General features: G+C 60.7%; 24 protein-coding genes. 8 read left to right on the forward strand and 16 right to left on the reverse strand.

What is annotated here, in order from left to right; genetic code table 11:
- Nucleotides 1-3 precede the first annotated feature (3 nt).
- From KBI52_RS31630 to flgF, 16 genes are all read right to left on the reverse strand, one after another.
- The gene (locus KBI52_RS31630; RefSeq protein ID WP_173950084.1) at nt 4-387 is read right to left on the reverse strand and encodes a PleD family two-component system response regulator; all 384 of its coding nucleotides are present in this window, start codon (nt 385-387) and stop codon (nt 4-6) included.
- Between the two features lie 53 nt (nt 388-440).
- Entirely contained in the window at nt 441-890 is a 450-nt protein-coding gene (locus KBI52_RS31635; protein WP_247654767.1) for a hypothetical protein, read from the reverse strand.
- A complete protein-coding gene (locus KBI52_RS31640; protein ID WP_210812787.1) occupies nt 887-1,189 on the reverse strand; it encodes a flagellar protein FlgN in 303 nt (100 codons plus the stop codon). The genes KBI52_RS31635 and KBI52_RS31640 overlap by 4 nt, the downstream gene beginning before the upstream one ends.
- A 101-nt stretch (nt 1,190-1,290) precedes the next feature.
- Complete coding sequence (locus KBI52_RS31645; RefSeq protein ID WP_210812788.1) at nt 1,291-1,788, reverse strand: rod-binding protein; 498 nt, start codon at nt 1,786-1,788, stop codon at nt 1,291-1,293.
- A 51-nt stretch (nt 1,789-1,839) separates the two neighbouring features.
- On the reverse strand, nt 1,840-2,238 hold the full coding sequence (locus KBI52_RS31650; RefSeq protein ID WP_173950081.1) for a hypothetical protein: 399 nt from the start codon (nt 2,236-2,238) through the stop codon (nt 1,840-1,842).
- Nucleotides 2,239-2,242: 4 nt separating this feature from the next.
- Nucleotides 2,243-2,995, reverse strand: a complete 753-nt coding sequence (gene fliR, locus KBI52_RS31655) for a flagellar biosynthesis protein FliR (protein ID WP_210812789.1) — start codon at nt 2,993-2,995, stop codon at nt 2,243-2,245.
- Entirely contained in the window at nt 2,992-5,067 is a 2,076-nt protein-coding gene (gene flhA / locus KBI52_RS31660; protein WP_173950079.1) for a flagellar biosynthesis protein FlhA, read from the reverse strand. The genes fliR and flhA overlap by 4 nt, the downstream gene beginning before the upstream one ends.
- Nucleotides 5,068-5,190: 123 nt before the next feature.
- Entirely contained in the window at nt 5,191-5,457 is a 267-nt protein-coding gene (locus KBI52_RS31665) for a flagellar biosynthetic protein FliQ (RefSeq protein WP_173950078.1), read from the reverse strand.
- 2 nt (nt 5,458-5,459) lie between these two features.
- Nucleotides 5,460-5,855: a flagellar hook assembly protein FlgD gene (flgD, locus tag KBI52_RS31670; RefSeq protein WP_173950077.1), complete on the reverse strand. Its 396-nt coding sequence runs from the start codon at nt 5,853-5,855 to the stop codon at nt 5,460-5,462.
- A 15-nt stretch (nt 5,856-5,870) separates the two neighbouring features.
- The gene (gene flbT / locus KBI52_RS31675) at nt 5,871-6,293 is read right to left on the reverse strand and encodes a flagellar biosynthesis repressor FlbT (protein ID WP_210812790.1); all 423 of its coding nucleotides are present in this window, start codon (nt 6,291-6,293) and stop codon (nt 5,871-5,873) included.
- Complete coding sequence (flaF, locus tag KBI52_RS31680) at nt 6,290-6,637, reverse strand: flagellar biosynthesis regulator FlaF (protein WP_173950075.1); 348 nt, start codon at nt 6,635-6,637, stop codon at nt 6,290-6,292. Before flaF ends, flbT begins: the two co-directional genes overlap by 4 nt.
- Nucleotides 6,638-6,652: 15 nt before the next feature.
- Nucleotides 6,653-7,711 carry a flagellar hook-associated family protein gene (locus KBI52_RS31685; protein ID WP_210812791.1) on the reverse strand — a complete coding sequence of 353 codons (1,059 nt, stop codon included), beginning with the start codon at nt 7,709-7,711 and terminating at the stop codon, nt 6,653-6,655.
- Between the two features lie 3 nt (nt 7,712-7,714).
- The gene (flgK, locus tag KBI52_RS31690) at nt 7,715-9,181 is read right to left on the reverse strand and encodes a flagellar hook-associated protein FlgK (protein WP_210812792.1); all 1,467 of its coding nucleotides are present in this window, start codon (nt 9,179-9,181) and stop codon (nt 7,715-7,717) included.
- A 21-nt stretch (nt 9,182-9,202) separates the two neighbouring features.
- Nucleotides 9,203-10,411 (reverse strand): flagellar hook protein FlgE, encoded by a 1,209-nt coding sequence (locus KBI52_RS31695; protein ID WP_173950072.1) that lies wholly within the window; start codon nt 10,409-10,411, stop codon nt 9,203-9,205.
- 93 nt (nt 10,412-10,504) lie between these two features.
- Nucleotides 10,505-11,827 carry a flagellar protein export ATPase FliI gene (gene fliI, locus KBI52_RS31700; RefSeq protein WP_173950071.1) on the reverse strand — a complete coding sequence of 441 codons (1,323 nt, stop codon included), beginning with the start codon at nt 11,825-11,827 and terminating at the stop codon, nt 10,505-10,507.
- A gap of 8 nt (nt 11,828-11,835) precedes the next feature.
- Nucleotides 11,836-12,561 (reverse strand): flagellar basal-body rod protein FlgF, encoded by a 726-nt coding sequence (flgF, locus tag KBI52_RS31705; protein WP_173950070.1) that lies wholly within the window; start codon nt 12,559-12,561, stop codon nt 11,836-11,838.
- A gap of 202 nt (nt 12,562-12,763) precedes the next feature.
- On the opposite strand from flgF, the gene motA reads away from it, so the two are divergent.
- The 8 genes from motA to KBI52_RS31745 all read left to right on the forward strand — a co-directional run bounded on the left by motA (nt 12,764) and on the right by KBI52_RS31745 (nt 18,716).
- Entirely contained in the window at nt 12,764-13,645 is an 882-nt protein-coding gene (gene motA / locus KBI52_RS31710; protein WP_173950069.1) for a flagellar motor stator protein MotA, read from the forward strand.
- Nucleotides 13,645-14,577: a flagellar motor switch protein FliM gene (locus KBI52_RS31715; protein WP_173950068.1), complete on the forward strand. Its 933-nt coding sequence runs from the start codon at nt 13,645-13,647 to the stop codon at nt 14,575-14,577. The genes motA and KBI52_RS31715 overlap by 1 nt, the downstream gene beginning before the upstream one ends.
- Nucleotides 14,561-14,872: a hypothetical protein gene (locus tag KBI52_RS31720; protein WP_210812793.1), complete on the forward strand. Its 312-nt coding sequence runs from the start codon at nt 14,561-14,563 to the stop codon at nt 14,870-14,872. The genes KBI52_RS31715 and KBI52_RS31720 overlap by 17 nt, the downstream gene beginning before the upstream one ends.
- Before the next feature lie 11 nt (nt 14,873-14,883).
- Nucleotides 14,884-15,249, forward strand: a complete 366-nt coding sequence (gene fliN, locus KBI52_RS31725) for a flagellar motor switch protein FliN (RefSeq protein ID WP_247654768.1) — start codon at nt 14,884-14,886, stop codon at nt 15,247-15,249.
- 14 nt (nt 15,250-15,263) lie between these two features.
- Complete coding sequence (locus KBI52_RS31730) at nt 15,264-16,292, forward strand: flagellar motor switch protein FliG (protein ID WP_247654769.1); 1,029 nt, start codon at nt 15,264-15,266, stop codon at nt 16,290-16,292.
- A 137-nt stretch (nt 16,293-16,429) separates the two neighbouring features.
- Nucleotides 16,430-17,494: a flagellar biosynthesis protein FlhB gene (gene flhB / locus KBI52_RS31735; protein ID WP_210812794.1), complete on the forward strand. Its 1,065-nt coding sequence runs from the start codon at nt 16,430-16,432 to the stop codon at nt 17,492-17,494.
- A gap of 50 nt (nt 17,495-17,544) precedes the next feature.
- On the forward strand, nt 17,545-17,994 hold the full coding sequence (locus tag KBI52_RS31740) for a hypothetical protein (RefSeq protein WP_210812795.1): 450 nt from the start codon (nt 17,545-17,547) through the stop codon (nt 17,992-17,994).
- Between the two features lie 35 nt (nt 17,995-18,029).
- Nucleotides 18,030-18,716: an AprI/Inh family metalloprotease inhibitor gene (locus tag KBI52_RS31745; RefSeq protein ID WP_173950064.1), complete on the forward strand. Its 687-nt coding sequence runs from the start codon at nt 18,030-18,032 to the stop codon at nt 18,714-18,716.
- Nucleotides 18,717-18,753 lie beyond the last annotated feature (37 nt).

Genomic DNA, 18,753 nt, shown 5'->3' on the forward strand with positions numbered 1-18,753 from the left:
GTCTCACGCCGAATGCGTTGCTGAAAGAACACCGAGCCCCTGGAGCTTGGCGGCGAGGATATCCTTGTCGAACGGCTTCATGACATATTCGTCCGCGCCCGCTTCCAGCGCACGCGTGATATGGTCGAGGCCGTTCTCCGTCGTGCAGAAGACCACCTTCGGGGACCGGCCTTCCGGCGTGCTGCGCAGCGCCTTGAGGAAGCTGTAGCCGTCCATGACGGGCATGTTCCAATCGAGGAGGATCACGTCCGGCATCTCGTTCTGGCAGGCTTTGAGGCCCGCCTCTCCGTTCTCGGCTTCGGAGACGCGACAATCCAGGCTCTCGACAATGTCGCGGGATACCTTTCGGATTACGCGGGAGTCATCAATGATCAGGCAATAGGTCATCAAAAAATTCTTTCCAGGCGTCGCCGCCCCGCCGCACCGGGTCGACCGGCGCGCTAGGAGCGGATGTCGGATTTGTCCACGAAGTTGAAATTCTCGACCAGGATCTCCTTGACGATCTCGGCCCCCAGGCGCTTGTTGATCTTCTCGCGGACGCTGCCGATCATGCCGTTGACGTTGTACCGGGAGAGCTTCTTGAAATCGAGCGTCTCGTCGGCATAGACATGGCGGAAGATCTCGTCCTGGATGAAGGCTTCGGGCGGCACGGAGATCTCGCGCAGGGTCTTGGCATCCGCCGTGAAGACGAGATTTGCGATCACGTAGCCCTGCACGGCTCCTTCCGCGACGATCGGGATGTTCATGGGCGGCAGCTTCTTGTACTGCAGCCCTTCGTAACTTCCCTTCTCCTCCGCGGGCGCCTTGCCGACAGTCCAGGTCACGGCCGCATAGCAGGACGCCAGCGTGACCGCGCAGACCCAGAAGCCCGCCATGACGTTCTTCATCATGCGCCGAAGCCCGCCTTGTTCATGTGCACCGAATATGTGCTGTCGGATTCAGCGCTCTGGATCGCCGTCGAGATGATGCTCGCGACCTCCTGAACGGCCTGCATATGGCGCCGCAGGATGTCCTGGTTGGTCTCGATCTTGGCCTGGAGATCCTGCAGCCGCTTCGTCGCCTTCTGATCGAGCGCGTGGATCTCGGCCGTGCGGACGATCCGGCTGATCTCGAGCAGGCATTGGCTCTTGCGCCGGTTGAACTCGTCCAGGTTCGACAGGTCGCGCGCCATGAGAGCAGCGGTTTCCATGTCCAGCGTTTCTTCGAGTCGATCCAGGGACTTCATCAGCATCATGGTGGTTCCTGTTTTCTGGCGACGGTCGGACGCTCTTGCCGTCGTGCGCTCTGAGGTCAAATCTTGGTCGAGAACGGCGGGATCGGCCGAGGAGCCGGGATGTCGGAGGACGGTCCGGTCACCCGGGTTCCGAGGACATGCTGCGCGATACCGATGCCGCCCGCCTTCGAAATCTGCGCGCCGATCTGCTCGGCCATCATGGATTTCCAGATCGAGCCCGCATTGCCCTTGCCGTAGGTGTTCTCCGCATCCTTCGGGAGCATGGATTCCACGAAGGTCTGAAGAATATAGGCCTCGAACTCCTGGTGCGCCTTCTTCGACCGGGCGGCGCCGGCCGACTCGGCGTCGTTGCGAAGCGAAATGCGCAGGGTATAGACATCCGCGCCGGACGCCATGAGAGGCTGGCCGGCCACTGACTTCACCGCGTCCTCGAAGCTGGCTCCGTCCACCGCGGACGCGCCGTCGAGGAGCTTCTGCGCGGCCGCCTGGTAGCGCGCGGGATCCGCCGCTCTTGCGACGTCGTTGACAATATCGGAGGGCGGGCTGATCGCCATCTCGCATCTCTTCAGGTTTCTAAACTCGAGGCAAGGTGTAACCCGGCTAGCTTACGGGAAGCTTGCGCTGCCGCCTTTTGCGAGCCCTTCGAGGATCGTGGCGAGGTCCTTCTTTTCGGCCTCGCGGCGCTCATGCCCCTTCAGGCCGGTCAGCATCTTTTCCGTGCGCTTGGCCTGCATGGCCCGATCGATGGTCATCGCCTTCTGCACCGTCTTCGCCTTGTCCACTTTGCTCGCCTGGGACGCCAGCCCCTGCAGGCGCTTGGCCGTGACATCGACGAAAAGCCCGTGCAGTGTCTCGTGATCGTTCATCGTCCGGATGAGCGTCTCCTGGGCGGCCTTGAGCTCGGTCGACTCCCGCTCGAGCGTAGCGAGCCTCAGCTCCGCTTCCTTCTGGAGATGCTGCTGGACCTTCAGGATACGTTCGATCTTGCGAACCCTCTGCTTCATGGGCCTATCCGTTCCGAAGCCAGGTTGAGAAAGCCTCCATGAAGAGGAGCACGTAATCGCTGGCGGCGAAGTACACGATCAGCAATCCGCCGACCATGACGAAGGGAGTCGCCAGGAAGTACACCGGGATCTGGGGCGTGAGCTTGTTCGTCAGCCCGACCGCGAGATTGACGATGACGGAATAGAGGATGAAGGGGCTGCTGATCCTCAGGGCAAGCACGAACGCGATGCCGATCTGGTCGACCAGCTGCGTCAGCGACAGCCTCGTGCCCAGTCCCTCGCCCATCGCAAGCCGCGAGTAGGAGTCGACGAGACCGCGAAACACTTCCCAGTGAAGATCGGAGAGGAACAGAACGGCCGTTGCCACCATCATGATGAACGAGCTGATCGCAGGAAGGGGCTCCGCCTCATCGATCGGGGTGCCCGGCATGCTGAAGCTCAGCGCCATCGCGACGGCGCTCAGCATGGATTGCAGGGCGAAGAAGTATACGCGTCCCAAGAGGCCGATCAGGATTCCGGTCAGGAGCTCCGAGCCGATATAGACCAGGATGGCCGCAGGCGCCTGGGAGGCGATGCCGGCCTGAACCTTATCGAGAAGGACCGGGGCCAGCGCCAAGCTGGTGGCCAGGCCGATGAAGAGGCGGACTTGCATCGGAATCCGGCTGCTCGAGAATCCGGGCGCCATCATCAGGCATCCGCCGATCCGGCAGAAGATCAGGAAGATCGCCAGCAGGATCTCGGGGATCAGCTGGCTCACGAGATCGTACCAAGCGAATTGACCTCCACGCCGCGGGCGATTTCCAGATGCGAGAGAACCGGCAGGGACGAGAACATGCGCTCGATGATCATGCGCACGTAGGGGCGCGCATCCGGCGCCGTCACGACCGCGAAGGTATGAACCTGACCCATGCGGGTCTTGATGGCATCGGACGCCTCGGTTCCGAACTGTTCTACGAGCCGGGGATCGATGTCGAACTCGACCACGTCGCCCTTGGCGTCCCGCTTCAGGCTTTGATGGAATGCGATGTCCCATTTGTTGCCGAGCCTGAGGACGTTCAGAGCGCCGCCCTCGGCGAGATCGCCGCAGATCTGCTGGGCGATCCGGACCCGCACATGCTCCACCAGCTGCTCGGCCCTGCGAGCATGGGGGGCGATCTCGGCGATCGCCTCGAGGATGAGGCTCAGGTTGCGGATCGAGACCCGCTCCGCCAGCAGGAGTTTCAGGACCGACTGGAGCCCGGAATAGGAAATCTGCGAGGGGCAGATGTCGTCGAGCAGGCGCTTGTACTCGGAGTCCAGGCCATCCAGCAGATTGCGCACATCCTTGTAGGACAGAAGCTGCGGCAGGTTGTTGCGGATCACCTCGCTCAGGTGAGTGAGGAGGACCGACGCTCCATCGACGGCCTGGAATCCCTGCCGCTTGATCTCGCTCAGATAGACATCCGACACCCACATGGCCTTCATGCCGAAGGCCGGCTCCCGCACTTCGTCACCCGGCACGTCGGGCATCGGTCCGTCGCCGAGCACGACGAGAAGATCGCCCGGGCGAACTTCCTGCGTCGCGATGACGGTTCCGTGGATTTTGATCTGGTAGCTCTTAGGCGGGATCATGAGGCTGTCTGAGAGCTTCACGTCCGGCAGCACGAAACCGTAATCCTGAGCGAACTTCTTGCGCATCTTGCTGACGCGATGAGCCAAGTCCCCATGGGAACTGGTGAGATGGGAGGCCAGATGCTTGCCCAGGCAGAGCTCGATCTCAGCGAGCTTCAAGGATTCCTTGACCGTATCCCGGGACTCCAGAAGGGTCTTCTGCTGTTCCTGCGCGAGCTTGGCCTGAGCCTTTGCTTCCTGCTCGGCTCTCTGTTTGGGAATCGAATAGGCGATGAAGCCCATGCAGCAGCCGAGCACCAGGAACGGGAGCATCGGCAGGCCAGGCACGATCGCGAAGACGAACATCAGAGCGGCGGCAACCATGAGGGCCCGGGGATAGGCGCCAAGCTGCCCGAGCACGGCCTGCTGTGCCTGTCCTCTCGTACCGCCCTTCGACACCAGAAGGCCTGCGGCCAGGGAGACGACGAGCGCCGGGATCTGGCTGACAAGTCCATCACCCACGGAGAGCTGGACGAAAACGTCGGCGGCCTTGGACAGAGGCATGCCATGGCGCGTGACCCCGATGACGATGCCGCCGAAGATGTTGACGGCGATCGTGATCAGGCTCGCGACGGCCTCGCCGCGAACGAACTTGGAGGCGCCGTCCATGGATCCGAAGAAGGCGCTTTCCTCTTCGAGCTCACGCCGGCGTTTCTGAGCGTCCTTCTCGTCGATGAGTCCGGCCGACAGATCGGCATCGATGGCCATCTGCTTGCCGGGAATGGCGTCGAGCGTAAAGCGCGCGCCCACTTCCGCGATACGGGTTGCGCCTTTCGTGATCACCAGGAAGTTGACCGTGATCAGGATGATGAAGACCACGATGCCGATGACGAAGTCGCCGCTCATCACGAACTGCGAGAAGCCGCTGATCACGTGGCCGGCCGCGTCGACGCCTTTATGGCCGTCGGACAGGATGAGACGGGTCGACGCGATGCTCAGCGCAAGTCGCAACAAAGTTGCGATGAGGAGGACGGTAGGAAAAGCCGAGAAATCGAGGGGCTTCTGGATCCAGAGCGCCACCATCAGAATCAGGACGGAGAGGGCAACCGAGAGGGCGAGGCCCATATCGATCGCAATCGGCGGGATCGGAAGAAAGAGGATGGCGAGAATGCCGACGACCGCGCCGGCGAATGCCAGGTCTCTGCCACGCCCCGGGGCTGTCACTTCACTTGCTTCCATGTGCCTGCCAGCTCAACGAATGAACGATCAGACAGACACATGAACCACGAAGCTTGCGCGAGGGTCGCTCATTCGCCCGGACAGGGAATTCCGCAGCGCATCAGTCGATCGCAAGACCAGGAACTAGAACCCTGTTACAATCTTGCCGTAGACCAGTTCGGTGAAGGCAAAGATCTGCGATCCGACGAAGGAAGCGGTGACGAGCGCGACCACCAGAATGGCGATGATCTTCGGGATGAAAGTGAGGGTGACCTCCTGGATCTGCGTCAGCGCCTGAACAAGCGCGATGACGATGCCGATGATCATTGCGGCGGCAACTGCCGGCCCTGCCGCAATGATGACGGTCCAGATGGCTGCCCGGACAAGCTCCAGGGCATCGACCTCGTTCATCGTCAGCTCACCACGATGCCAGGCCCGAGGAGAATCTGTTCTCCGCCCTTGAGCTTGGCCACCGCGCCGTCGCTGGCGATCGTGACGGACAGGACCTCGCCGGAGATCTTGCCGTCAGCGGTCGAGACAGTGCGGCCAATGACGCTGTCGGCCTGGGCCCATGTCGAGGACGAAAGCAGCGCATCGAGCTTGGAATTGCTCTTCACGGTCTGCTCGACCTGGGAGAAGGTCGCGAGCTGGGCCATGTAGTCGGTCGACTTCATGGGCTCGGTCGGATCCTGGTTCTTCATCTGCGTGAGCAGCAGCTTCAGGAAGTTGTCGTAGCTCGCCGTCGAGGACGTCTCGGTCGCGGCCGTCCGCTGCGTTGCGATGTTGTTTGAGATTGAGGAGACGTTCATCGTGGGGCTCCTGAATTAGGCTGCCTGAACCGCGGCGGCTTCAGCGGGTGCGGAGGGATGAGCCTCGATCGGCTCGAACAAGGTGCGGATGAGCTTCAGCGCATCGAACGTGCGGTCCGCTTCCACGAGGTCCCCGACCTTGCGAAGCGAATCCTTCACGCCTTCATCGGTCGCGACCGTTATCAAAGCATCGTGCAGTTTGCGGAATGCGCCCATGACTTTGCCGGCTTCCTGAGGGTTGATCAGGAGCGACTGCACGACGAAGTAGAGCTGGCGCATCGGAGTCGTCGCATCCGTGACCTGGAGGACATGGCTTTCCAGGAGGAAGCGGGCCTCGTTCAGGAGGCTCAAGGTCACCTTCTGACTCACGGTGAGAACGGCGCCGTTGATGAAGATGCGCTCCCCGGCCTTCAGGGAGAATCTCATTTTGGCTTTCATCTCAGGCCCTCCTGGATCATGGTGTTGATATCGATAAGCGCGTTCAGGTCGTTGTGCTCGCCCAGCGCTACGCGGCTGGACTCGCGCATGACCCAGAACCCTATCGAGATGAGCTGGGCTTTAAGCTTGTCGGGCAACTCGTTGTCGGGATGCGCCAGGTCCTGGACGAAGGCTGTCCACAGGCGCTGGAGGAATTCCATCGCGTCATTCACCTCGGGCGATCTGGAAGGCCGCCCCTCGGCAGCCTTCAGGAGTCCGATCGCACGTTCGAAGACCTCATATTCACGCTGCCGGCATTCTCTAGGAGCGTCTTCGACAACTTCTGCATATGAAAATCGATACATCGACTCAACCCGATACTAGAGATAGTTGATGAGGCTCAGCTGCTTGAGCTGAGCAGTCAGGGAGTAGGAGGTCTGGATTTGCGTCATGAGTTGATCGACACGGACCTTTGCTTCCGTGGGGTCGACGGCCTCCAACCCTCCGATGCGTTCGTCGAAGATCGACTTCTGCAACTCCATCCTCTGGTTGGCGGTCTCGGTTCTCGCCTGTGCTGTTCCGATCCCCGCCTGGACGTCGATCAGGCCGCTGATGGCTGTCGAAAGCACCGCGATCGCCTTCGTGAACACGACGTTTCTCGCTTCGGGACTGAGCGCCTCGATCCCGAGGTCGAAGACCATTGCGTATGCCATGGCGATCTGACGGACGGGCGTTGAATTCGCATTGGTCGATGTCTCGACCTTCTCCGTCGGCGAGATCAGGCTCTGGATGTTTTGGTCCGATGCATTGGAAAGCTTGTTCCAGTCGGCACCTTCGAATATCTGCTTGAACGGCCCGTCCAAGAAGGCCTCCATATCGGTGGCCGAGATCCCGGAGGCGAGCGGATCGCTCTGCGGGAAGCCGAAGCCGCCCGATGCCGCAGGCGCGGAGAATGCGGTCGCAACCACCCCCTTGAGCGAGACCGGGCTGCCGCCGGCATAGTCGTTGGCTGGCGCCGCCTTCGTGTTGATACCCCCGAAGATGAACTGGCCGCCGATCGAGACATTGAGGTTTCCGATGAGGCTGCTCATGTAGGCCGCGGCTTGGCCCTTGACCGTCTCGACGGGAGGGTTGGCCGGCAGTCCCACCAGGGCATCCCGGAACTTGGTGGCGCTTTCGCGAATCCCGTCCAGGGCAGACGTCGTCGTCTTGAGGCGCTGGATGGCCAATCCGTTGCTGCTGGTCAGCGTGTCGATCTCAGTTCGCTGCTGGCGCAGGGACAGCGACTCTCCGACCTTGTATCCAAGAGCGAGCCCGACATCCGCATGCCGGCCTGTCGTCAGCTCCGTGTTGGCCTTCGTGAGGCTCTCCTGAAGCCTGTCGAGCGACGATCGAGGGGAGTTCCACAGCGTCACCGTCGAGATGAATGTCGTCTTCATGCCCTAGCCCACCGCGTTTAGGAGCGTCTTGATCATTTGATCGATCACCGAGATCAGCTTCGCGGAAGCCGAGTAGGACTTCTCGAGCTGCAACATCAGGGCGGTTTCATCATCCTCATTGACATCGGTTGCGTTCGAGAGCGCTTCCGATGCATGTCCCAGAAGAGTATTCCGGTAATTCAGCGACTGGTCGGCGCTCTGACGCGAGGACTCGACCCAGCTGGCGGATCCCTGAGCAAATTCCCGCAGGGACACCGTCTCTCCCAGACCGAGTGTTTTATCGAACGTCCGCTCCTTCGAAATCTCTCCGACAAGTCCGTACAGACGACCGGAGAAGGCCGCATTGTCCGGATCGGGATTATAGCGGTAAGCCGCGCCATTGATCCCGCCATCGCGAATGTTCGCGAAGGTTCCAGTCGCGCTCTTCGTGGGATCGATCTCGTCCGTGACCCTGATCAGGCCTGCCAGACCTGTCGTCGCCGGCGGTGCGGGAACGCTGGTTGCGCCTGCAACCGTGAAGACACCCGGGAGATCGGGCTTGGATGCGTCGGTCTGATGTTTCTCAGCAAAAGTCTCGATGAGGCCGCGCGCGAGTTCGTCGAGCTGCCGCTGGTATGTCACGGCGACATCGTCCCGCACCGCCACCAGCCCGACGAGGTTGCCGGAATTAAGAGGCATCAGGGCCCCCGCACCGGTCACCTGAATGCCGTCAATGTACACGGCCTTACCGGTTGTGCCGGGAGCGTAAACGTTTGTCTGGTCGAACTTGACCTGCCTGGCTGTCTTGTCGAACAGCGGAACGCCACTATCGGTATAGAGGGCAATGTCGTTGCCGGCACGCGGCACAACAGTCACGCCGATTTCCTCGGATAGCTGAGCGATCAGATTGTCCCGGGTGTCCATGGCGTCGGTGACGTCGGCCCCGAGGGCTGAACCGCTCACGACCTGCTGGTTAGCCTTTTCGAACTTCGCCAGAAGGTCGTTGATGCGGGCGACGGAGTCCGCAATCTTGCCGTCGGCTTCCAGCCGGATGGCCTGAACGGCCGATGTGGCCTGATTCAGACTGGATGCCATGTTGGTGGCCGCCGTGACGAAGGCCCGGGCGTACTGCGAATTGTCCGGAGCATTGGCATATTGCTTGAGGGCACTGTCCAAGGCTCCGATGCGGGCGGCGAGAGACTCGTCGAGTTCCGTGTCGCCCACGGTTTGGCTCAGTTTCTCCAGCCCCTCCAGCAGCGCCTTCTGAGTTGCTGCGTCGGACGTAGTCTCGAGCATTTTCGACAGCAGCGCCGCATCGCTTGCTCTCAACGTCACGACGCGGGCCGCGCCCCCTTGAGTCACCAGTGCCGCGATCTTGCGTGAATAGCTTGGATCGGACGCGCCGGTGATGTTGCGTGAGACCGTCGCCATCTGCGATTGCGACGCCAGGAGCGATGAACGCGCCGTGTTGTAGGCTACTGACAGAGACATGGATCAATGACTCTCTAACGATTACCGCTTCAGGTTCATCAGGACGTCGAGCAGTTCGGATCCGGTCTGGAAGACCTTCGAATTGGCCGTGTAGCTGGTCTGAGCCTCGATCATCGCCGTCAGCTCGGTGCCGATATCGACGTTCGACCCTTCGAGGGCGCCCGACGCGATCGACCCGAAGCCGGACATCTCCGGGAAGCCGACCTGGTAGCCCCCGGATGCGGCCGTCGTCTCGTAGACGTTGCCGGCGCGCGGGCTCAGGTTGTCCGGGCTCGACACGTTTGCCAGGGGAATCCGGTAGGCGCCGACTCGGGTTCCGTCTTCGTAAACGGCATAGACGGTGCCATCCGAAGCGAACTCGACGTCCTTCACGGCGGACGGCGCATTGCCGTTGGCCTCACCGGTGACGTTGTATTCGCCGGCGAGTTGCGTCATGCCCGCCATATCGAGGTCGAATGTCTCGCCGCCTGGGATTGTGAAACTCAGCACAGAAGAGGGCACATCGAGTTGACCATCCCCATCGAACTTCAGGACCATCGATGGTGTGGCAGGAACCAGCGGTTCGGAGCTCGTGCCATTGCTGACAGCAATAGTCCACTCGGTCGCACTCGTCTTCGTCAATGCGATGTCGATTTTGATCGGGTTGCCGACCTTGTCATAGACCTGCAGCGACGATTGCTTGCTGACAGTGGCCGGGGGAGCAATAACAGGCTCGCCGTCAGGCAGGTTGCCTTTGAACGACCCCTTCGTCGACCCGCTCGCCTGCATGGCGAAGGAGGACATGTTGACCGGTTCGACGCCGTCGAGGCTGTTCAGGGAAGGATTGACGGCCCCCGCCCCAAGCTTGTAGCCCATGAGCGTGAAGCCATAGGCGTTCACGAGATTGCCCGTCCGCCCGTCCTTCACGAAATTGCCCGCGCGGGTCAGGTATGGAGATCCGCTCGGATCGGTCACCACGAAGAAGCCGTTGCCAGAGATGGCAAGGTCGGATGCCGAGGTCGTGTACGCGATCGGGCCCTGGTCGGCGATCGTGTAGCGAACCCTGCTGGTGACGGAGCCGGAATTGTAGTTGCCTTCGCTCGACGGAAGGATGAGGGACGAGAACTCCGTCGAAGCTCGCTTGTATCCGGTCGTGCTCGAGTTCTGGATGTTCTCCGCAACGGTACCCAACTTGTTCGACTGAGCGTTCATGCCAGAAACGCCGCTACGAAGAACGCCATAAAGACTCATCTAAAGCTCCTACGGTTTCAAGCTGGACCTAACACCATGACGCTTGCGCGAGGCTGTATTCCGATCCAGTCCTAATGTGAGAGGTGAACAACTCTATTGTTTGAGGGCCTGTGCCAGGTCCATGAAGGCGTCTCGACTGGCGGGCATGGACGGATCCTGCCTGAGCGCTTCGTAGATCTTCGGGACGAGCACGACCGCTTGGTCGAGTTCCTGATCGTTGCCGGGATGATAGCCGCCCATGAGCCTGAGATCCCGTGTGTCCTCGTAGCGGGCAATCAGCCCGCGGAGGCGGCGAACCAGTTCCTTCTGGTCGGGAGACCAGACGTGGTCGGCCAGGCGCGAGATCGATCCCAGAACGTTGATGGCCGGGTACCGTCCCTGATCAGCGATAGCGCGATCCAGAACGATGTGACCATCGAGCGTGCCGCGAATGTTGTCGGCGACCGGGTCGTTGTGATCGTCGCCGTCGACGAGCACGGAGAAGATGCCCGTGATCGATCCTCGTCCCTCCTGTCCAGGCCCCGCCCGCTCCAGCAGCCTGGGCAGGTCGCTGAAAACGCTCGGCGTATAGCCGCGTGCGACGGCGGGCTCCCCTGCGGCCAGAGCGACGTCGCGGGCGGCATGGGCATATCTCGTGACCGAATCGACGATGAGCAGAACCGAGTCGCCGCAATCGCGGAAGTACTCGGCCAGCGCCACCGCCGTTCGGGGAGCCTGTCGCCGCATCATCGGGCTCTCGTCGCCGGTCGACACCACCATAATGGACTTATGCAAGTTCGCGTGAATGGGTCCTTCCAGGAATTCCCGGACTTCGCGACCCCGTTCTCCCACCAGCGCCACGACGATCGTATCGAAGCCCTCACACTTGGCGAGCATGGTCAGAAGAGTGGACTTTCCGACGCCGGAGCCCGCGAAAATGCCGATGCGTTGCCCCTGACAGAGCGGCGTGAACAGATCGATGGCCTTGACGCCTGTCTTCAAGGGAGTCGTCACCCTGGCTCTCGTCATGGCGGACGGGGGCTCGGCATCGTTCCGGACCGGCCTGTGACCGGGAACCAGAGGCCCCAGGTCGTCCAGCGGATCACCGAGAGCATTGATGACCCGCCCGCGCCAGCTGTGGTCCGGGCTCAAGGCCGTGTCGCCCAGGATGAAGGCGGGCGTTCCGATACCGGCTTCGATGCGCCCGTTGAAGGGCTTTATGGTGACCCCGCCGTCGTCGATTCGAACCACCTCTCCGGCCTGCGTCTTCTCATGCGCCTCAAAACCGACCCGATCGCCAAGCTTCACGAACTGGGACAATCCGGCAACGCGATAATAGCTCGGATTGACCTCGCGTATGGTTCCGCTGATCTGAACCTTCCGCCTGCCGGTGCCTTCGGTGAGGACGAACTCCTCGAGTCTTTGGAGAGCGTTCATCGCAGCCATCAGGAACTGGGGCCAAGGGTCCGGATGGCATCCATGAAGGTCGACTCGCTTTCTTGGATGCTCGTCGCCGCGCTATCGAAGTTCCTTTGCACCGCGATCATCTTCGTCATTTCGAGCACGGGGTTGACGTTTGATCCCTCGCTGAAGCCCTGCTGAACCCCGGTGGAGTTGAAATCCTGAACGACCTCTCCCGGAATGCTGGACATGACGCCGGAGTTTCCGAAACGGGTGAGGCGGCTGTCGTTCCTCAAATTGAAGAGACCGATGGCTCCAACCTGGTTGGTGCCCTGCATGATCGTCCCGTCGTGCCCGATCGTCGGCGAACCCGCCATCGGGTCGAGTGCGATGGGCGCGCCGCCCGCGTCCAGAACCTGATAGCCTTCAACCGTCAGAAGATCGCCATTCTCGTTCATCTTGAACCGGCCGTCGCGGGTATAGACCGCCCCGTTGGGCCCGTTGAAGGCAAACCAAGCCTCCCCCTGGATCGCGACATCGAGGGGGTTGTCGGTCTTCACGACGGGACCCGTTCGCCGAGACACGAAGTTCTGCCCGGAGGACGCGAAGGACACGTTCTCCTTGGCTGCGAGCGAGAGTATTTCCTCGAACTTGACCTCGTCCGCACGAAAGCCGCCCGTGTTCATGTTCGCAACATTGTTCGCTATCGTGTTCAGGCGCTTTTCCATGGCCACCTGGGCGGACAGCGCGACATAAAGCGAGGATTGCATGGAGGAGCTCCGGCCTTTTCTCATGAGGGCGGCCCAATAGCGCCAGCCCTGACGGCGCGGCATTCCATTTGCCGCATGAACTTGGCCAGAGGGGTAATCGAACAGCCTTGCACGAGGCTTGCTCCCTGGTTTCCAGCTTCGCGCAAGCCTCCGGGTTTAATACATCCTCAACAAGTTGGACTTTCATAAAAGGACCGCGACTTTGGGCGTTTTGATCGGACTGGCAGTCGCCATCGGCTCGCTTGTGAGCGGCTATGTCGCCATGGGCGGTCATCTGGCCGTCATTTGGCAGCCTTGGGAATACGTAATCATCTGCGGGATCGCGATCGGCACATTCATCATCGCGAATCCCATGCCCCTGGTGAAGGATACCGGTCGGGCCGCGCGTGAGGCTATCTCCGGGGCCGTGCCGAAGAGAGATCACTATCTTGCAATCCTCGGCCTTCTCTATGCCCTCATGCGGGAGCTGAAGAACAAGCCGCGGAACGAGGTGGAAGGCCATATCGACCAGCCGGAAGAATCGGAGATCTTCAAGGCCTTTCCGGGCGTCCTCAAGGATAAGGATCTCACGCTCTTCATCTGCGACTATGCCCGGCTGATCATCATTGGCAATGCGCGTCCCCATGAGATCGAGGCTCTCATGGAAGAAGAGATTGCAACCCTCAAGCGCGATCGCACGAAACCTTATTACTCGATCAATACCGTGTCGGAGGCTCTCCCCGCTCTCGGCATCGTGGCAGCCGTCCTCGGGATCGTGAAGGCGCTCGGCGCCATCGATCAGTCGCCGACCATTCTGGGTGGGCTGATTGCCTCGGCGCTTGTCGGAACATTCGGCGGCATCTTCATCTCCTATGCCTTCCTGTCACCACTTGCGAACAAGGTGAAGGCGACACGGGAAAAGCAGACCCGCGTCTATGTGATCGTCAAGCAGGCCTTCATCGCCTACATGAACGGCGCTCTCCCGCAAATTGCCGTGGAGCATGGCCGCAAGGGCATCTCCGTGGAATACCGGCCGACCATCGACGAAGTTGAGACCGCGACGACGACCGGCGGCCGCTCCGAAGATCTGAAGGAGGCCGCGTGATGATGAGCGGATCCCATAGCGCCAACGACATCCGCGACATGCTTCTGGATGCAGCGGGCCTCTCCCTCGATCGCCTGCCGATGCTCCATGTGATCTTCGACCGCATGACGACCAGCTGCGCCGAGCACCTGCGCCACCTGGCAGCATCACCCATGTACTACTCGCTCAGCGGGCTTGAGAGCGGCCGCATCACCGAAATCCTGGAGATGTACGAGGCAAACGCAGTCGCGGGCATCTTCCATGCGCCGGAATGGGACAGCCACATCCTGATCGGCTTCGACCGGGACTTCATCTATACGATGGTGGAAGTTCTCTTCGGCTCCGACGGCTCCGAACCTCCCGTCGAGGAGGCGCGCGGCTTCTCGAGCATCGAACTCCGGATGGCTCAGACCCTCTTCGAGCACGTCGCGAAGGCTCTTCAGGCATCGTTCTCCCTGATCGTCGATACGAAGTTCAAGCTCGAGCGAATCGAGACCCGTATGGATTTCGCGGTCATCGGGCGACGGAACAATCAGGCGGTGGCGGCGAAGTTCCTTCTCCAGGCGCTCAATCGCGGCGGCGAGATGTTCGTCATCATTCCGCAGTCGGTCCTCAACCCGATGCGGAAAGCCCTCTCTCATGTGGTGACCGGCGAATCATCGGGTCGTGACCCCCGGTGGATGAAGCAGATTGCCACGGAGGTGAAGAAGACGGAGGTTACGCTCAAGGCCGTTCTCGAGGAGCGGTTCCTCTCCCTCGGAGAGATTGCCGACCTCAAGATCGGAGACGTCATTGAACTGCAGGCGACCCCTCGCAGCCGCGTCAAACTTGAGAGCAATCAGCAGGGTCTTTTCTGGTGCCATATCGGCCAGTCAGAAGGATCCTACGTTCTGAAGGTCGATGAGCTCATCGACCAGGAAAAAGAGTTTCTCGATGATGTCCTCCCTCGCTAACGCCGTCCTCTTCCTCGCCCTCGTAACGACCAGCGTCATGGTCGCCGTCATGTATCGCAAGCTCAAGAGGCTCGACCGGTACCATGCCGAGTATCAGCAGATCTTCGACAAGACCGGCGCGGCCTTGATGGCGGCTCAGGGAGCCGTTGCAACCTTCGGCACCGAAGGCAAGGAGACGCTCGTCCTGCTCGGCAAACGCATCGAGGAGGCCCAGGCGATCACCAGCCAGCTCGAGCACCTCCTGCAAGACGCACGCCAGCAGACCCAATCCCTCGCCCGCGCATCGCAACCATAAGGCCCATTCCCATGACGAACCCCTTCGAGCCCAAATCTCAGGACAAAGCCGTGTGGCAGCAGGACGCTGCTTTTGAAAGTTCTGCTCTGCAGGACGAAAAGCTGGGCGGCGGCAAGAACCTCGACTCGATCCTGCGCATTCCGGTCACCATTCAGGTCGTTCTCGGCTCCGCCACGATGCCGGTCGCCAACTTGATGAAGCTCGGCCGAGGTGCGATCGTTCCGCTGGACCATCGGGTCGGCGAACCGGTCGACGTGGTAGTGAACGGCCGCATCATCGCCCGGGGCGAAGTCGTTGTCGTCGAGGACGACAACTCCCGCTTCGGCATCTCGCTGACGGAAATCGTCGGCCCTCCGACCAACGATCTTAACGGCTAAGTTGGCTTCACGGCATGGTCGCTCACGTTCCCATGAAGGCGAATGGCACTAAGGTTCTGAAAGGACCCGAGCGCGTCGCAACCCTCCTCTTCGCCATGGGGAAGCCTGCAGCAAGCAGGATCCTCAAGCATTTCAACGAAGAGGAGATTCGTCTCGTCACCAAATCGGCCGCTCAGCTCGGGCCGGTGTCCCCGACACAGATCGAGCAGCTCGTTGAAGAGTTCGCGTCGAATTTCTCTGACGGAGCGGACCTGGTCGGCGGTGCGGCACACATCGAGAAGCTGCTTACGGGAATCCTGAGTCCGGAGCAGATCGCCAGCATCATGAACGAGGTTGTCGGAAACGCCAACCGAAGCATCTGGGAGCGAATCTCCACCGTCAGCGAAAGTGCGATTGCATCCTACCTGATGAAGGAGCATCCGCAGACTGCGGCTCTGATCCTGTCGAAGGTGAAGCCCTCCTGCGCGGCGAAAGTCATGACGCAGCTGCCGCAGCCACTGCGGAACAACCTCATGCGTCGGATGCTCAGCATGAAGCCGATCGTCGATGAGACGATGAAGAACATCGAGAAGACGCTGCATGAGGATTTCATGGCCAACTTCTCGAAGAATGCTGGTGCGGATACTCACGCGAAGATCGCCGACATCATCAACAAGATGGAACGGGATCACATGGAGGATGTGCTGACAAGCCTGTCGACCGTTCGCCCGAAATCGGCAGAAATCCTCAGAGGCCTGCTCTTCACCTTCGACGACATCGTGAAACTGACGCCCAAGGATCGCACGACCCTGTTCGATCAGGTCCCGCCGGATCGCGTCGTGCTCGCCCTCAAGGGCACGAACGACGAGTTCCGCAAGGTGGTTCTCTCGGCTCTCTCGTCGCGAGTTCGCCGTATGATCGAGCACGAACTCAACAGCAAGGAGCCGTCCGCACATCGCGATATCGCAGATGCACGGCGCAGCATCACGGACATGGCTCTCGAGATGGCCGGTCGAGGAGAGATCGTCATCAACTCGGAGTCCGAGGAAGAGGCCTATTTCTAGAGCATCGAGGATTATGAGAGGATCTCCCCGCCGCGAGGCGCCTCACTTTCCGCCATGCGTCACCCAAGATCTGAGCATCGGGTCCGGAACGGTACCTGCCCTTCGAGTCCGATGCTCTCGCAGCCGAACCTTGGAACATGTCTGACACGGACGATAAGGACAGCAAGACAGAAGCGCCTTCCGATAAGAAAATTCGGGACGCGATCGAGAAGGGGAATATCCCGTTCTCGAGAGAAGCTCCCATGTTCGCTTCCCTTGTCGGGATCCTCCTCGTTCTGGCGTTCACGACCCGGAGCACGACGAGGAGCCTGACGGAGAAGCTCTCGCTGTTCGTCAATCGCCCTCAGGACTTTCGTCTCGATTCGGGCTCGGACGCGACCGCGCTGATACACGCGGTCGCCCTCGAGATTGGTCAGTTCCTGATCCCGGCAATCATCATCTTGGCCGCTTGCAGCCTCGCTGCATCGATATTGCAGAATGTCCCGTCCGTTGTCTCCGAGCGGATCAGACCGCAATGGAACAGAATATCGCCCGTGAGCGGCTGGAAGCGGATCTTCGGACGCCAAGGTTTAGTAGAATTTTCAAAGTCATTGTTCAAGTTTGCAACGATGACGCTCGTCAGCCTCCTGCTTCTGAAGTCGGAGCAATACAAGGTTTTGAATGCCATGATCACCGATCCCTCCCTTCTTCCGGAGCTGATGTTGACCATGGCCATGCGTCTTGTCTCGGCCATCGCCATCGCGACGATCGTTCTTGTTGCCGCCGACCTGCTCTGGGCTCGGTTCAAGTGGCACAGTGATCTGAAGATGACCAAGCAGGAGGTTAAGGAAGAGTACAAGCAGATGGAGGGCGATCCGATGGTCAAGGCACGGATGCGCTCCCTGGCGCAGGACCGAAGCCGCAAGCGGATGCTGGCGGCGGTGCCAAAGGCGACGTTCGTGATCGCCAATCCGACCCACTTCGCGATTGCCATGCGCTACGAACGCAGTGAAGCCAGCGCCCCGATTGTCGTCGCGAAGGGCAAGGATCTCATCGCCTTGAAAATCCGCGAGATTGCCGAGAATAGCGGCATCCCGGTCATTGAAGACAAGCCTCTGGCAAGGTCCATGTACGACCATGTCGAAGTCGACCGAATGATTCCTCCCGACTTCTACAAGGCCGTCGCCCAGATTCTATTCTACATCCTCACGAGGTCTAAATGAGAAGCCTTCGCACCGTCGAAGTTGCGGCTCCGCTGAGAGAGCATTGGGATATGCAAGCCTTCGAGGAGGTTTTGGCGTGCAATATTAAGGACGTCATCGCTGATTTCTGCCTGACGGACGCTGAGATCATCCGCTTTTATGCAGACAATCAGCTGCACGGCAACATGGACGAGATGGTAACATCCTCCGCGGAACTCTACTTCAAGGGTGAGACACTGTCATATGGTTACGTCGCCCATGTCAGTGCCGAACGGGAAGATGCAAGGCATGTCGTTCTCGACATGGAGTTCGTGCACGACTCGGTCACCGTCTTCTTCAAGATCATTTTCGGCAACTACGACATCGGAGTCCAAATCAGCGAAGTGCTTCTGGACACGGCGATCTGCCAATCCGACTTCAACCCATCATCTTTCGAGAGGATTCTCTCGTCCGCCCGCCTGAGGCCCCTGCCGGCCCGGTTCAAGTCCTCCTATTGCCCTGCCGGCGCGTTGCGCCATTGACCATGGCTGATCCCAGTGCGATGCAGCGCAAAGTCTTGACGACGACAATTCTGCTGACGGTGGCAGGCACGATCTCGGCCTGCAACGGAACGGGGGCGTCGTATGATCACGGGCCGTGGGGCACGGCGCGCGGCCGCACGACCTACCCGGAATATTCTGCGCCCTGGAGCCGACAGGCCGTCGGGCCAGCCTATTATGCGGTCGCCGAGCCTGCCACGGTCGCGACCAGGATTCCGGAGCTCGATGTCGTGCGTCCGGCACGGTCTCAAGACGTTCAACTCGAAATCGATATGGACCCTCCTGCCTCGGCGCCGGTCGTTGGCACCCTGGAGCCCTCCGGCAGCCCGGTTCCGGTGGAGCCGGCTCCATCGAGCAGCGCTCCTGTCTCGACCGGCCAAAGTTCTGCCGGTTCCACGTCCAGTCCACCAGGGGTTTTCGCCGCTCCGCAGCGCGCCTCTTCCTACGCGGGCGCCTGGAAGGCCAGTGTCGACGCATCCACCTGCAAGGTGCAGCTGTCGAGCGTCCCATCCCTGGATCTTTACAGGGCATCGACGCAAGGATGCGCCCACGAGGGCATGCGAAGTGTCAATGGCTGGAGTTTCCGTGACAACCAGGTGATCCTCTTCTCACGCGGCCAGCCGGTTGCCCGGTTGGCGGGAGCCGAGGCCGCACTTGCCGGACACTTGAATGGTACCGGCTCCGAAATCCGCATGACGCGTTAGCGCCAGTGCGAGGGCAGGGGCCCGCATCGGCACAATT

The organism is Microvirga sp. HBU67558 (assembly GCF_018069605.1).
Classification (GTDB): domain Bacteria; phylum Pseudomonadota; class Alphaproteobacteria; order Rhizobiales; family Beijerinckiaceae; genus Microvirga; species Microvirga terrae.